This window comes from Rhizobium sp. P1_B8, assembly GCF_056406515.1.
Map to the genome: position 1 here is coordinate 123,897 of NZ_JBFTZZ010000007.1, position 14,304 is coordinate 138,200.

Here is a 14,304-nt window from a genome sequence, read left to right on the forward strand (position 1 = left end):
ACACCTTCTTCGGTGACGATGGTTGCTGTCATGACGGCGCCGAAATCGCTCATGATGTCTTCAGACCCTCAGTGCGCGTGACGGGGAAAGCCGTGGCACACGGCTTTGGTGGCGTCTTGAAGCCGCCCGATCAACGCCCCTCCCTTGGGTTCCGGCATGGCAATCGTTTCGAGATAACGGGCTGCCAGCCCGCCCGGCCCTTCGAGCGGGAGAAAGTCGTCGGCCAGACGCCGGACCTGCAACCGTTCCGCCTCCAGCTCCGCTGCCTTGATCTGCTCGTAAAATTCAATCTCTGCCGTGTTCCTGCGGCCTTGACGCAGGGTTAGCCGAAGATGTCGCAACGGCAGGACGAAAAGCGAGCGCCATTCGCCGGCACGGTCCAGAAGCCGCCGCATCTCGCAGTCATCCGCGCCGTGTCCGTCACTATCCGCAAGAGCGAAGAACAGCAGTGACGGCACGTCCACCGCATGACGTGTCTGGGCTTCGAGGCACAAGGACGCGATGCCGGGCTCACCGTAGAGCCGGACCATGGCATCGAATACATTGGCACAGAAAACAGTGCGCCTCGCAGCTCCGGTATCCTGTTCTGAGCGCGCGTTGCCGCTTGCCACGGGTTTTTCTTCGAATGCATCAGGGGCTTTTTCCATCACGCTTGTTCCGCCGTCTTCATTCCGGGCGCCGGTTCGTCGTGAGGGAAATGGCAGGCTGCGAATTGGCCGTAGGGCATCGCCGCAAGCTTCGGTTCCTGCGCAGCACAGACCGCCTGAGCGCGTGGGCAACGCCTGCGGAACCGGCATCCGGATGGCGGCGCGCTCCGCGACAAGGCCTGCGTCGGCGTTGCGCTCGGCACGATCTTCCGGCTGGCATCGGGAACCGGGACTGCTTCCAGCAGCATGCGGGTATAAGGATGCGCCGGACGCTGATAGATGGCATCGCCGGTTCCGATCTCGACGATCTTGCCCATGTAGAGGACGGCGACTCTGTCGCTGACATTGCGCACGACGGCGAGATCGTGGGAAATGAAGATCAGCGCCAGGTTTCGCTTCTGGCGGATATCCTGCAGAAGATTGATCACGTGCGCCTGCACCGAAACGTCTAGAGATGCAACCGGCTCGTCGCAAACGATCAACTCCGGCCCAACGGCAAGCGCCCGCGCGATCGCAATGCGTTGGCACTGGCCGCCGGAAAACTGATGCGGCCTGCGGCCCTCCACCATCGTCCGGCTCATGCCGACATCGTTGAGCGCACGATCGACCCTTTCCAGCCTTTCCGCTTTGCGGATGCCCTGGATCTCGAGGCCTTCTCCGACGATATCCTGCACCTTGCGGCGCGGATTGAAGGAAGAAATCGGGTCCTGGAAGATCATCTGCAGTTTACTGCGGATGGCGCGAAGATCGGAAGCCGACAGGTCGGCAACATTCAGGCCGTCATATTCGACGTGGCCGTCGACACGCGTGTCCGCCTTCGGCAGAAGCTTCAGAAGGGCACGGCCGATGGTCGTCTTGCCGCTGCCCGACTCTCCGACGAGACCGAGCGTTTCCCCGGGAGCCACGTCGAAGGAGACGCCGTCGACCGCAACAAAGATCTTGCCGCCGCGCCGGTATCTGACCGAGAGATCGCGAACTTTCAAAAGCGCGTCGTCGCGCAGGAAAGTATCGAAGGCATGCGTTGCGGCACCTGCATCGATGGCCTGGCCGGAAGGCTCGTCATTCATGACAATGCCCTCCTTTCGACCGCGGTGTCGGCTGCATCGCCGGTTTGAACAGGCACATAGCAGGCGAAGCGGTGCTTGCCGTCCGCACTGGTGGTCATCGGCGGCATCGAGGCATGGCAGCGGGCCTCGGCGGCTGGACAGCGCGGTGCAAACGGGCATCCGGGCGCGGGGTTGGCAAGATCAGGCGGACGGCCAGGGATCGTGTGCAGTTTCGTATGAGCCGGCTGGTCCATGCGCGGCATCGCCGAAAGCAGAGCCTCGGTATAGCGATGGCGCGGATGGGAAAAGACGGTGTTCGTCGGGCCGTATTCCACGACATGCCCGCCATAGAGCACGAGGATGTCGTCGGTGCGTCCGGCGACTATGCCCAGATTGTGCGTCACCAGGATCATCGACATCTGCCGATGCTGCTGGATAACCTGCAGCAGATCGAGAATTTCCTTCTGAACCGTGACGTCGAGCGCAGTCGTCGCCTCGTCGGCGATCAGCAGATCCGGCTGGCAGGCAAGTGCCGTGGCGATCATGATCCGCTGCTTCATGCCGCCCGAAAACTGATGCGGATAATGCCCGTAACATTCCGCGGCATCGGGAATGCCGACGCTTGCCAGCAGTTCGATCGCAAGCGCCTTCGCCTGCGCTTTTCCAAGCCGCAAATGGAAGCGGCTCGCCTCTTCGATCTGCCGCCCCACCCGCACGAACGGGTTAAGGGATGTCATCGGATTCTGGAGAACCATCCCGAACTTGCGACCGAGAAGGGCACGGCGTTTCGCCTCGTTGAGCGTCGACAGATCGATCCCGTCGGCAAGGATGCGGCCGCTGGTTTTCATGCCCTCCGGCGCAATCCCCATGATGGTCTTGACCAGCATGGATTTGCCCGCGCCGGATTCTCCGACGATGCCGAGCGTCGTGCGCGGCGGGATGCTGAAGCTCACGTCGTGCAGCACGCGGATCGGCCCGAACGGCGACCTGAAATGACAGGAGAGCTCGTGACAATCGAGGACCGGGGTAGTGTTCGCTGCCTCATTCATATCAGAGTTCCCTGCCGCGATGGTTCATGCGACGGGCCAGACAATCCCCGACCGTATTGAGCGAATAGACCGTCAGCACGATGGCGACGATCGGTCCGAAGATCAGCAGTGGAAAGCGGCTGAGCAGGTCGGTCGAGCTGGCGATCATCCCGCCCCAGCTCGGCGCCGGCGCCGGAATGCCGTAACCGAGAAAGCTCAGCGATCCCTCCGTGATGATCAGCCCCGCCATCAGCGGCGGAACGATCGCCGTCAGCGCCGGAACGAGATTGGGCAGGATCTCGCGCAGCAGAAGCCGCATGTCCGACGCGCCCATGGCGCGTGCCGCCAACACGTAGTCACGGTCGTTCTGGGCAATCACGCCGCCTTTGGCGATGCGTGCATAGGTTCCGATATCGAGCAGGCCAAGCGCCAGCATCATCGTGAAAACCGAATTTCCGGTCACCGATATCAGCGCCAGGATGACGAGGATCGGCGGAAGCGACGCCATGGAATTGGCATAGAGATCGACGATCCGCTCGACCGGGCCGCGATAGAAGCCGGCCAGCATTCCGAGGATCATGCCGATCACCAGCGAGATCAGCGTCGCGACCGAGACGATGGCGAGCGTCGTTCGCGCGCCGTAGAGCACGCGGGACAGGATGCTGCGCCCGAGCGCATCGGTTCCGAACAGGCCGTTCAGGCTCCATTCCGGACCTTGCGAGAAATCGCCATAGGGGAAGCTTGCCCGGACGAGACCCGGAATGAACTCCACGAAAACCGAGGAGACGATCAGAACCGCCAGGAACACGAAGGCGAACCATTCCATCGGATGGTCGCTCGGCATGCGGAAGCGCGCGGTCTTCGGCATCGCGGCATTCAACGTCTCCGACAACGCGACCGCTTCGCCGGGCACGAGGTCCGTTTGTGTTGGCTGGAGGCGGCTCATGACACGTCCACCCTCGGATCGATGAGCGCATAACCGAGATCGACCAGGATGAAGATCACGACGAAGATCACCACCGTCAGCGACAGGATGGCCTGCATGACGGGCAGGTCGTGGCTGCTCACCGCATTGAGAACGGTCCAGCCGATGCCGGGCACCGCGAAATAGCTCTCGACGATGAAGGAACCGCCGAGCAGATAGGTCATCGACAGGCCCATCACCGTCAGCACCTGGGGAGAGGCAGGGCGCAGCACGTGGCGCATCAGGATATAGCGCGTCGGCAGACCCTTGGCCCTGGCAACGAGGACATAGTCCTCCTGGAGGACCGCAACGAATTCGCTGCGGCTCACCCTGTAGAAATAGGCTGCCTGGTGCACGCTGAGGCACATCACCGGCAAGGCGACGTAGTAGAGATTGCCGATCGGGTCGTCGCTGAAGGAAACCCAGCCGGTCGCCGGCAGCCAGCGCAGCACGATTGCGAAGACGAAGCCGAGCAGAACCACGATGACGAAGGTCGGGATCGACAGCATGACCGAGGACACCGCCCGCAGCACCGTATCGACGATGCCGCCCGGCCGGCTGGCGGTATACATGGCGAGCGGCACGCCGATCAGGAGCGAGACGAACATGGCAAGCAGTGCAATCTCGAACGTCACTGCCGCCCGGTCGACCAGGAGTTTTGCCACGGACTGCTGGCTGAACATGGTCTGCCCGAGATCTCCCTGAAGAAGCCGTCCGAGCCAGCCGAGATAACGTTCCCAGACCGGCAGATCGTAGCCGTAACGGCTGTTCAGCGCATCGATCTGCGCCTGCGTCGCGTTCTCTCCAAGGATCAGCTGCGCCGCCGACCCCGGCATCAGGCTCGACAGCGCCGTCGCCGAGAACGTCACCAGCAGGAAGACCGGAATGCCGGCCAGAAGCCGGACGCCGACCGCTTTCAGATAGGAGAGCTTGGCAATTCGCAACGATCGGACTCCGATTGTCAGGTGGAACATCCAATGCCGGACTGGACCGGCATCCGGATTTCGCAAAACGAGACGGCAGAGCGGCCGGCCTCCGGGATCAGAGTGCCTTCCATCTGTCCTCGGCATCGAGCCAGCCGCTGTCCCGCTCCAGCGCGGCCTTCTGCTCGGCAGGCGTCATGCCGCCCATGCTGTGCTCGTCGGCGTAACGCGTGCTGCGGTCGTTGAAGACATGCCGCCCGTAATCCATCATGCCATACATCGATCCCTTCTCGAGATAATGCATGGTCACCAGGTTGAAGCCGAGCGCCTCGATTTCCTCGAGCCGCACGAAGGGCACGCCGTTGACTGTCGCGACATCGCCGAACATCTTCCAGCCGGGCAATTCCTTTGCCACCTTCTGACATTCCTCCAACGTGCGCAGCCCATGCACATAGGTCATTTCAGCACCGAGTGCTGCGGCGCGCACGCAGCGTTCGATAGCGTCGTCCAGCCCTTTCTCGAGCTTGGATTCGGTGCGTGCGATAACCACGCAATCGGTGCCTTCGCAGGCTTCGATCGAGGCCTTGATCTTGGCGAGCCACAGCTCCTGCGAGACGACCTCATGCGGCACGTTGCCATCGACCTTGCCGGCCAGCGTCGCCGCCTCCATGGCGCGGCCGAACCGCGCATAGCCGCGTTCATTGGGCGTATCCTCGATCAGGATCGCTCCGGCACCGGCTTTGGCGAGACGATAACAGGTGCGGAAGGTCTGGACGACATCGCCGAAGCCGTCATCGGCATCGATGACCAGCGGCAGAGGCGAATAGTCGGCGATGCGGTCGGTCGCGTAGACCAGTTCCTCCTGATTGTGCAGGCCGAGATCCGGCACGCCGGACATGCTGAATCCCAGCGATGCGCCGCTGAGCAGGATCGCCTCGAAGCCGGCCATTTCCGCCGCCTTGGCGGAGTAGCAATCCCAGACGCAGGGCGTGAACACCTGCTTGCGGGAAACCAGGTCCCGAAACTTCACCTTCTTGCGATTGCCGATCATCGTCATCCACCTTTTCCGATCGCCCCGCGTCGCAGGGCTCATTCCGTCGTCTTAACGTCTCTGGCGTGTACGGTCGTCCAGCCCATCGACCGGCCCTTCCCTGCCCGCCCGGATCTTCCGGACGAGCTTGTGCGTCATGATCTGGAGCCCGCTATTTCTGGCAGGCATCCGTGCAAACGTAGAGGAACTGCTTTTGCAGGATGCCGCCATTCGAGGGAACGACGCCGCCGGTATTGTCGCGCAGCAGCAGCGAGCGCGTCTGTTCCCCGAAGATGTAGAGCGGCATCTCGGTTGCAACGAGCTTCTGAACCTTGACATAGGCGGCTTTGACAGCGGCCGGATCGAGAGTGGAGCTGGCCTCCTTCAGTGCAGCATCCATCTCGGCACTCTTGTACTGTCCCCAGTTGAAAGCACCGCCGGAGCTCAGCAGGTTGGAAATGTTCGGCTCGGCACCGTTCGACACCAGTACCCCGCCCTCGACGCAGATGTCGAAATCGAGCTGCGTCTTGCACCGCTGGATCAGCGAGGCTTGGTCGACTTCGACGATCTCAGCCGAGGCGCCCTCATAGCCGGTCAGCACCTGCTGGATGTAGGCGGCAAGACGCTTCAGGTCCGAGTTGGTATAGGTGACGATCTTGATCGAGAATGGCTTGCCGTCCGCCTTCAGAGCATCGAACAGTTCCTGCGCCTTCTTCGGATCATAGGTGGGCAACGATGAAACGCTGTCGAAATAGGGCGAATTCTCTCCAAAGTAATTGCTGGGTGCCTTGTATCCGGGCATCTGCGTGAAGGCCTGCATCAGCCGCGCGCGGTCGATGGCGGAATAGAAGGCCTCGCGGGCGCGAACATCGGTGAAGATGCCCTTGGCCTGGTTGAGATAGGCGCGGTTGATGCCGCGGATCGGGATCTCGCGGGTCGCAACCCCCGGCGCCGTTGCGTTCGAGCCGAACTGATAGGGATAACCGGCCATCATCGTTGCGCCGCCCTGCACGACGGTGGCGATGCGGCTGTTGGTTTCGGGAATGATGGCGAACTTGATCGTATCCAGATAGGGGCGCGGCTGATCCCAATAACCGGGATTGCGGGCCATGGTCATCGATATGCCCTGGTTCCATTCGGTCAGCGTAAAGGCGCCGGCGCCCACCGGCTTGATATCGGTTTTTTCCTTGGCGGCCTTCAATGCTGCCGGCGAGGCGATGAAGGGGCACAGCTCGGCGACCTGGGCTGCGAAATTGGCGTTCGGGGAGGACAGCTTGATCGTCAGCGTCTGTGGATCGACGACGGTGATCGCCTTGTTCCAGGAAGAGATGAACGGCTGAGCCGGCGAAAGCGTGGCCGGATCGGCGGCACGGTCCCAATTGTATTTGACGGCTTGCGCATCATAGGGCGCACCGTCGGTGAACTTCATGTCCTTGCGAAGCTTCAAGGTCCAGGTCACCGCGTCGGTGCTGGTCAGGCTTTCGGCCATGCCACCGGTCACGACGCCCTTATCGTTGACGTAGACGATAAAGCCGTAGACGGCGTCGAGCACATCCATCGGACCGCCGGGATAGGTGCCGGCGGTGATCGCCGGATCCCAGCTCTTGATGTCCGAACCGTTGATAATGGTCATCGTGCCGCCGCTGACGGGCTTTTCCGTCTGCGCGATCGCGTAAGATGCGGCGAGCATCATGGGTGCCGCCGTCGTCAGCGACAACAGCAAGGCGGCGGCGCCACGCATGAACAGGCTCTGCAGCCTTCTGGAACGATTGTCTGACAACATCACTCTATCTCCTTTTTTTGAGTTCCCCTGGGGGAGTGATTGTGCGTCGTTGTTTGCATGCGGTTGACATCATGGCCCGGCAGCTTTCAGCGCTGCTCTTCATGGCTCAGTCGTTATGATCCTCCGTCCAGCGCCGGACCGTCGGATGATGAAGCCCGAATTGATCCAGCGCACGCCCCACGGTCTGGTCGACCATTTCGGCGATTGATTTCGGCAGCGTGTAAAAGCTCGGCACCGGTGGCATGATGACGGCGCCGCTGCGTGTCGCCTGGTCCATCAGCGCGATATGGCCCGCATGCAACGGCGTTTCCCGCACCATCAGCACCAGCCGGCGGCGTTCCTTCAGGCAGACATCGGCGGCGCGCACGATCAGATCGTCTGCATAACAATGCGCGATCCCGCTCAGCGTCTTGATCGAGCATGGTGCAACCAGCATGCCGTCGCAGCGGAAGGAGCCGGAGGCGATCGAGGCGCCGATATCCCCGTGGCTGTAGACCCGGTCGGCGAGGCCACGGATTTCGTCCGCAGTCTTTCCCGTCCCTTCGGCCAGTGCCGTGCGGATCGCCGCGGGCGATATGACAAGATGCGTTTCGACATCGTCGAAATCCCGCAGCATCTCCAGCGCACGCAGGCCGTAGATTGCACCGGAAGCCCCTGATATGCCGATGATCAAGCGCCTCAAACGTTCATCTCCGGCTTGACACGCGACAGCAGCTGACGCATCCGCTCGTAGGACTCCAGCGGCGGAAGCGCCTTGTCGAACCCTTCCTTCCGATCGCCCGCCTTCATCGTGGCGTCGTAACCGACCTTGGCGATCACGCCGCCGTCTTCCTGAGGCTCGGACCGGTCTGCCGGAAGGTCCGTGACGATGAGAATGTCGCGCTCCGCGCGCATGCGCGTCATCTTTGCCAATTCGACGGCACTGAGATCCCAGGGGTCGACATCGCTGTCGACGATGGTGATGTTCTTGACGATGCTGACCGCACCCCAGCAGATCGACATGATGCGGCGTGCCTGTCCCGGGCGGGGCGCATCGATCTGCACGACCACGTTGTTCCGTCCGCTACCTGACGCGGTGACGGCAACCTCGCCGACATTGAAAACGGACCGCCGGATGACGGCCTTGAGGCTTGCAGCGATCGGCACCGCGCCGAGATAGAGGTGCTCCATGTGGTAACCGGGCTCGATCACCTGCAACATCGCGTCGGAGCGGCAAGTCATGCATTCAAATCTGACGCGCACCCCGGAGCCGTAATCCTCGTACATGCCGTGATATTCGGAGACCAATCCCTCGAGGATCGGCTCGTCGATATGAATATGACCTTCGAGCACGATCTCCGCCTCTGCAGGCACCGCAAGATCGATCGACTTGCAGTGGACAAGCCGCACCGGCTCGCCGAGCAACGATCCGGCGCAGTGCATTTCATCGTCACCGAGCCCCAGATAGAAGCAGGCGGCAAGCTGAATGGCCGGATGCGCGCCGAGGACGACGGCGAAGGGCAGCGGCTCGCCTTTGGCGCCTGCCTTGCGAGCCATGATGGCGAGATGATGGTTCGGTGCAATACCGATCATCGCTTCGTTCGGACCAAGCACCTTGATGCGGGCATAGGACGCGTTGCCCAAGCCTGTTTCAGGGTCGCGCGCCACGATCAGACCCGCAGTAATGTAGGGACCGGTCTCCTTGGAAAAGAACGTCGGGACTGGAAGCCGGGTCAGGATGTCGTCCTGGAAGAGCTGTTGCTGTACCGGCGCATCGTCCACGAAGACTGGCGGCACCGGAGACGCGATCGAGGATAGCAGCTTCTGCTGGATATCGATTTTCGCGACATCAAGCGCCAGGGCGACACGATCGAGATCCGACAGGATGTTGCCGAAGATTGGCATGTCGTGACCCTTGATGCGGTCGAGCCGTACCGCCGCCTTTTCATCGACGATGGAAAGAATGGCCGATACGTCGTGGATCGGGTCGACTTCCTCCGAAATCACCAGCAGCCGACCGCGTCGGTCGAGTTCCTGAAGAATGCCTCGACACGACTGATCGCTTTCGCCGCGTGGCATTGCGCTGGCCGCCCCGGATGTCATTGCCGCGTTTTCAAGCGGATCAGGGTGATCATTCATCCGGTAATCCTGTGAAAGTCATTTCCGAGGGCTGTTGTGATGCGGCAAGTATCAGCCGCAGGCCGGAGACTGGGTAGCTCGAAAATCACGAATTGGGGGATAGGAAAATCAGAATGCTCCGCGCATGAGCACGATTCGGCACGATATGTTTTTTAGATCACGCCTGTCGGCCGAAGACGGCAACGAGTGACTGGATCATCGTCCGTTCGGCCTCGGACAGCGTCCTTTCGCCGGAGAAAATCACTGAGAGGTTTCCGGCGATCACGTCTTCCGTAATCGGCGCCGCGGTGAGGCGCCCGCTGCCGATATCCTGCTGGACCGAGGACACCGGCAGGACCGTACAGACCGGCAAACGGCGGACCATGGCGATGGCCAATGGCAGAGAACCGACGTCCATGACCGGCTCGACACGCAGATGCCGCGCACTGGCGGCTGCCATGAACGCCTGATGGATACTGAGATGCTTGATTCCGAGAACCAGCGGAAATCCGCAAACTTCGGCCAGTGGAATTTCCGTTCGGCCGGCAAGGTTCAAGGCCGGATTGGCAACGACCGAGAGGCGCTCGCTCGGTCCGAGATGGATCCGGGTCATCTGCGTCTGGACGGCACCGACAATGGCCAGATTGAGCTCTCCCGCGCGCACCTGATCGTGAAGCACAGCGTTGGAACCTTCGATGATTCTCAGCCGGTATTCGGGATGGCCAAGGCGGGTTGCCGCCAGTGCCTGCGCCACCTTGTCCGTCATGACGCTGTCATGCCCCGAACTCGGCAGCATGCCGATCGAGATGGTCGCCTGTGTGTGGGCGGCAATATCCAGACTGGCCCGAAGGAGGCTATCGATGCGCTCTTCGATCTCCAGGGTGAAGGGAAGCAATGCCTTGCCGGCCTTCGTGCTCTCGGCACCGTTGCGCCGCCGTTCGAACAGAGGTTGCCCGACAACTGCCTCGATTTTCTGAATCTGGATCGAAACGGACGGTTGCGTGACATGCGCCGCGCGCGCCGCCGCCGAAATACCTCCGCTGAGATGCGCAAGGTTGAAGTAGTGCAATTGACGTGCCGTCAACTGCGGTCGAAAGACGATATTGGCCTCCATTGCCTCCAGATTTTTCTTGAGGCTACAAAGCATGGCGGACACGACCTCCTGATCCGGCCCGTTTGCGCGCACGCCCAAGGTGCTCGACAAAGGCGGATCGAGGGGCTCCAGATGCAGGCGCGCAAGTCCGAGCCGGTCGGCGACCATACTGCGCGGCATCAGGAACCGCATCTGCGGAAACTCGTTGAGCAGCCGGTGAAGGTCTGCCGGCTCCTCATCCATCAGGATTATGCGGTCGCGGATGCCATGCTCGTCCGCATATCGGATAACGGCATCGCGAAGTACCTGACGCATTTTCAAAACGACAAATTTCTGATTGGGGGAGCGAAGATCAACCGCGGCCTCCGCCGCTCCGACAGAAAACCAGACCTCATCGTAAAAGGGCGTCATCGCAGGCAGGTTCGCAGATGGCACGCCGGTCATATAGCCGACTTCGATTTCCACCGAACCCGCGTTGCCCGGGATGTCCGCAGCCTCGTCGTCAACAAGGGATTTTCCTCGCTGGTCTGCAAACATCACGTCGATCAGCAGGTCGGGCCGCTCGCGTTCCATATCTTCGACGGTACGTCCGATCGCCTTCGAAAACCGGCCGATGGAGAAACTGAGATCGAGACGAATATCGATGCGACGATGGTCCGTGTCCCCATTCCGCATCCGACGCACGAACCTTTCGCGATGCAGGATGGCCGTTGCCTGCTGAAACAGCCAGAAGGCTGCCGGTAAAGGACTGAGGTGACCGCTTTTGCGAATGAAGAGCTTGAGTTGAAGTTCATTTTCCAAAGTACGCAGACTGGATGTCAGCGCCGAAGGAGCAATCCCAAGCTCGCGCGCGGTCTCCGCCAGCGTCGGGCTCTGACAGGCCAGCACGAAATGGGCCAGTTGCTGGATTTCGATGCGCGGCGGATTTGTAATCACTGCGGGTCTATATCGGATTGCACAAGGGGCTCACCCGACTATGGCACACAAAGCGTTATGCCGCACGAATATCAGCGCCGGCCCATTGCTTCCCGAGCCCACCGAACCGACATGGTCGGCCTCGGACATTGGTCGGGTGCAGCACTGGCGATGGAATGCCTGGACAGGCCGAGAGCGTCGAAACCGGGAGCCCGCATATTGAGGGTGATCAGTCCTTCTTAGAAATCGAGAATCTTCCGTTCCGTCATTTGCAATCGCCCGGACCAGAAGACGTCAGCCGGCGATCAAAGCGGCTTCATACACCATCGTCGCGGCGGCAAGATCAGCCAACGCCGTTCCGACTGCCTTGTAGAGAGTGATCTCATCGTTGGACGTCCGCGCTGGAACATCCCGGCGACACAGCTGGTCAAGTGTCGCACGCACCGCATCTGCAGCAATGACGCCGGCTCTGATCGGCTGAACCAGATCGCCCGCTTCGTGAAGGGCCTCGTGAGTGTCGATATAGACCGAGGAGCGCCGAAGCGCCTCGTCATCCGCCTCGCGCATCGCCGGGGTGAAGCCGCCGATCAGATCGACATGGGTGCCCGGCCGTAGCCATTCGCCCCGGATAAGCGGTGCTGTCGCCAGCGTCGCCGCGCTGACGATATCGGCTTGCCGCGCCGCGGCTTCCAGATCCGTGACGGCGGTGGCCTGGAGCCCCTGTTGCCGGAGGCTCTGCGCCAGCCGTTCCGCATTGGCGGGATCGATATCCCAGATATCCACATGCGCGATCGGCCGGACGGCGCGGTAGGCATCGGGTATGAGGCTCGCGACGCGGCCTGCGCCGATCACCAGCAGGCGGCGGGCGTCTTTTCGGGCAAGATAGTCCGCGGCAAGGGCCGATGCCGCTACCGTGCGGCGCGCGGTGACCGTGTTTCCGTCAAGGAGCGCAAGCTGCATCCCGGTCCGGCCATCATAGAGCATGTAAGTCGATGTCAAACCTGGAATGCCGCGTACCGTGTTGCCGGGAAAGACGGTGACGATCTTGATGCCAAGGTAGCGCTCCGACCGGTGCGTTTCATGCCAGGCAGGCATCAGAAGCAGGGTCGCATCAGGTTCGCCGATATTGGCTATCGTGTGATGATGCCGTACCGGCACAACACAGCCTTCGGCAAATGCTTGCCGCAGGGTCGCGACCAGCGCGCCGAAAGGTAGGAACTCGCCCGTTGCCCGGGCATCGAGAATACGGATTTGTGTGTGGGTCATTGAAGCGATCTCTCAGGAGGTTCTGACTGCTGGATAAAGCGAGTTCTGTGTGATTGAACGAGAGCCGCGTCGCCGCTGCGCGGCGTACCGGCTTTTCAACCGGCATCGGCCCTTTGGACACTCCGTTGCGATCGGAATGCGGAGCAACTCGGCACCGCTCAGCCAAACGCAGCTTTCTTCTCCAGAATTCTGGCGTATTGCGTAAGCGGATAGCACAGGGCGAAGAAGATCACCGCGACGAGACCGTACACCTTGAAAGGTTCGAAGGTCGCGTTGTTGATGGCGTTCGCGGTTTTCAATAGTTCTTCGAAGCCGAGGATCGAGGCCAGTGCGGTGCTCTTGATCAACTGGACCAAGAACCCGACAGTCGGCGCGCGCGTGATCCGGAAAGCCTGCGGCAGGATGACAAGCCGAAGTTCGAGAAGACGATGCAAGCCCAGGCTGGCTGCAGCGTCCCATTGCCCGCGCGGCACCGCCTCGACGCCGCTCCGCCAGATTTCCGCAAGATAAGCGCTGGCATAGAACGTCAGGCCGCAGACGGCGGCGGTCCATGACTCGATCCGGAAACCGAGCATCGGCAGGCCGAAGAACATCAGAAAGAGCTGCATGAGGAGCGGCGTTCCCTGAAACAGGGCAATGTAGCCGGACGCGAAGCTGCGCGGCCAGCGTGTTTTCGATATCCGTGCAGACAGGATCGCCAGGCCAACGATGGCGCCGCCGGCAAAGGCTGCGAGCGAAAGCATAAGGGTCCAGCGTGTCGCGAAGACAAGATTGCGCAGAATGTCCCAGAAGGTGAACTCAATCATGCCAGACCGGCTCCCAGAAAACGACGTTTCCCGGCGAAAAGGAGCCGGCGAAGTGCGGCGGACATTGAAAGGTAGATCAACGTCGCCACCAGATAGGTCTCGAAGGAGCGGAAGGTGCGCGACTGAAGCAGATCGGCCTCCTGCGCCAGCTCGCGGACGGATATTTGCGAAACCACCGCCGATTCCAGCATCATGATGATGACCTGGCTCGTCAGCGCCGGGAAAATGATGGCGATCGCTTGCGGCAGAATGATTTTGAAGAACACCAGCCGGGGCCTGAGGCCGAGTGCCTGCGCCGCCTCCTTCTGGCCTCTCGGTATGGCATCGAGCCCGGCCCCGACCACCTCGATCGTGTAGGCCGCCATATTGAGGGTCATGGCAAGGACTGCGGCGGAGATCGGATCGAGGCGAATGCCGAGGCTAGGCAAGCCAAAGAAGATGAAGAACAGCTGCACCAGGAATGGCGTATTGCGCATGATTTCCACATACAGGCCGACGACCTTGCGCAACCATGGATAAGGTCCCCGGCGCGCGGCCGCGCCGAGAACGCTGAGAACGATCCCGAGGACCGATGTGGAGGCCGTCAGCGCAAGCGTCGTGCCTGCGCCATAAGCCAGAGCTCCCATTCCGTCCCAAAGCCAGTTGAAATCGAGGCTGTATCTCATCTTTCGTCCTTTGGAGCCGGATGATCTGGGCCGGGTCGGCC

General features: G+C 61.4%; 13 protein-coding genes. All 13 read right to left on the bottom strand.

Annotated features, from left to right (window positions below):
• Positions 1–68 precede the first annotated feature (68 nt).
• A complete protein-coding gene (locus tag AC1D2N_RS12035) occupies positions 69–647 on the bottom strand; it encodes a TIGR02444 family protein (protein WP_130653222.1) in 579 nt (192 codons plus the stop codon).
• Positions 647–1,714, bottom strand: coding sequence for an ABC transporter ATP-binding protein (locus tag AC1D2N_RS12040; protein WP_018448210.1), 1,068 nt, complete (start codon positions 1,712–1,714; stop codon positions 647–649). Before AC1D2N_RS12040 ends, AC1D2N_RS12035 begins: the two co-directional genes overlap by 1 nt.
• Entirely contained in the window at positions 1,711–2,742 is a 1,032-nt protein-coding gene (locus tag AC1D2N_RS12045; protein ID WP_130653221.1) for an ABC transporter ATP-binding protein, read from the bottom strand. The genes AC1D2N_RS12040 and AC1D2N_RS12045 overlap by 4 nt, the downstream gene beginning before the upstream one ends.
• 1 nt (position 2,743) lies before the next feature.
• Complete coding sequence (locus AC1D2N_RS12050; protein WP_130653220.1) at positions 2,744–3,667, bottom strand: ABC transporter permease; 924 nt, start codon at positions 3,665–3,667, stop codon at positions 2,744–2,746.
• A complete protein-coding gene (locus AC1D2N_RS12055) occupies positions 3,664–4,659 on the bottom strand; it encodes an ABC transporter permease (protein WP_042941350.1) in 996 nt (331 codons plus the stop codon). Before AC1D2N_RS12055 ends, AC1D2N_RS12050 begins: the two co-directional genes overlap by 4 nt.
• A gap of 67 nt (positions 4,660–4,726) precedes the next feature.
• Positions 4,727–5,665: an isocitrate lyase/PEP mutase family protein gene (locus AC1D2N_RS12060; RefSeq protein ID WP_018243911.1), complete on the bottom strand. Its 939-nt coding sequence runs from the start codon at positions 5,663–5,665 to the stop codon at positions 4,727–4,729.
• A 145-nt stretch (positions 5,666–5,810) separates the two neighbouring features.
• Complete coding sequence (locus AC1D2N_RS12065) at positions 5,811–7,421, bottom strand: ABC transporter substrate-binding protein (RefSeq protein ID WP_130653219.1); 1,611 nt, start codon at positions 7,419–7,421, stop codon at positions 5,811–5,813.
• A gap of 106 nt (positions 7,422–7,527) precedes the next feature.
• On the bottom strand, positions 7,528–8,103 hold the full coding sequence (locus tag AC1D2N_RS12070; protein ID WP_018243909.1) for a UbiX family flavin prenyltransferase: 576 nt from the start codon (positions 8,101–8,103) through the stop codon (positions 7,528–7,530).
• Positions 8,100–9,539, bottom strand: a complete 1,440-nt coding sequence (locus AC1D2N_RS12075) for a UbiD family decarboxylase (RefSeq protein ID WP_130653218.1) — start codon at positions 9,537–9,539, stop codon at positions 8,100–8,102. Before AC1D2N_RS12075 ends, AC1D2N_RS12070 begins: the two co-directional genes overlap by 4 nt.
• 157 nt (positions 9,540–9,696) lie before the next feature.
• The gene (locus AC1D2N_RS12080; protein ID WP_130653217.1) at positions 9,697–11,547 is read right to left on the bottom strand and encodes a LysR family transcriptional regulator; all 1,851 of its coding nucleotides are present in this window, start codon (positions 11,545–11,547) and stop codon (positions 9,697–9,699) included.
• A 273-nt stretch (positions 11,548–11,820) separates the two neighbouring features.
• Complete coding sequence (gene lhpI / locus AC1D2N_RS12085; RefSeq protein ID WP_130653216.1) at positions 11,821–12,792, bottom strand: bifunctional Delta(1)-pyrroline-2-carboxylate/Delta(1)-piperideine-2-carboxylate reductase; 972 nt, start codon at positions 12,790–12,792, stop codon at positions 11,821–11,823.
• Between the two features lie 158 nt (positions 12,793–12,950).
• Complete coding sequence (locus tag AC1D2N_RS12090) at positions 12,951–13,598, bottom strand: amino acid ABC transporter permease (RefSeq protein WP_018243905.1); 648 nt, start codon at positions 13,596–13,598, stop codon at positions 12,951–12,953.
• Positions 13,595–14,263, bottom strand: coding sequence for an amino acid ABC transporter permease (locus tag AC1D2N_RS12095; RefSeq protein ID WP_018243904.1), 669 nt, complete (start codon positions 14,261–14,263; stop codon positions 13,595–13,597). Before AC1D2N_RS12095 ends, AC1D2N_RS12090 begins: the two co-directional genes overlap by 4 nt.
• Between the last annotated feature and the right edge of the window lie 41 nt (positions 14,264–14,304).

Excerpts from the sequence above, each read along its gene's own strand:
- AC1D2N_RS12055 (WP_042941350.1), bottom strand. The coding sequence starts at position 4,659 with ATGTTCCACCTGACAATCGGAGTCCGATCGTTGCGAATTGCCAAGCTC.
- AC1D2N_RS12060 (WP_018243911.1), bottom strand. The coding sequence starts at position 5,665 with ATGACGATGATCGGCAATCGCAAGAAGGTGAAGTTTCGGGACCTGGTT.
- AC1D2N_RS12050 (WP_130653220.1), bottom strand. The coding sequence starts at position 3,667 with ATGAGCCGCCTCCAGCCAACACAAACGGACCTCGTGCCCGGCGAAGCG.
- AC1D2N_RS12075 (WP_130653218.1), bottom strand. The coding sequence starts at position 9,539 with ATGAATGATCACCCTGATCCGCTTGAAAACGCGGCAATGACATCCGGG.
- AC1D2N_RS12095 (WP_018243904.1), bottom strand. The coding sequence starts at position 14,263 with ATGAGATACAGCCTCGATTTCAACTGGCTTTGGGACGGAATGGGAGCT.
- AC1D2N_RS12065 (WP_130653219.1), bottom strand. The coding sequence starts at position 7,421 with ATGTTGTCAGACAATCGTTCCAGAAGGCTGCAGAGCCTGTTCATGCGT.
- AC1D2N_RS12040 (WP_018448210.1), bottom strand. The coding sequence starts at position 1,714 with ATGAATGACGAGCCTTCCGGCCAGGCCATCGATGCAGGTGCCGCAACG.
- lhpI (WP_130653216.1), bottom strand. The coding sequence starts at position 12,792 with ATGACCCACACACAAATCCGTATTCTCGATGCCCGGGCAACGGGCGAG.
- AC1D2N_RS12090 (WP_018243905.1), bottom strand. The coding sequence starts at position 13,598 with ATGATTGAGTTCACCTTCTGGGACATTCTGCGCAATCTTGTCTTCGCG.
- AC1D2N_RS12035 (WP_130653222.1), bottom strand. The coding sequence starts at position 647 with ATGGAAAAAGCCCCTGATGCATTCGAAGAAAAACCCGTGGCAAGCGGC.
- AC1D2N_RS12045 (WP_130653221.1), bottom strand. The coding sequence starts at position 2,742 with ATGAATGAGGCAGCGAACACTACCCCGGTCCTCGATTGTCACGAGCTC.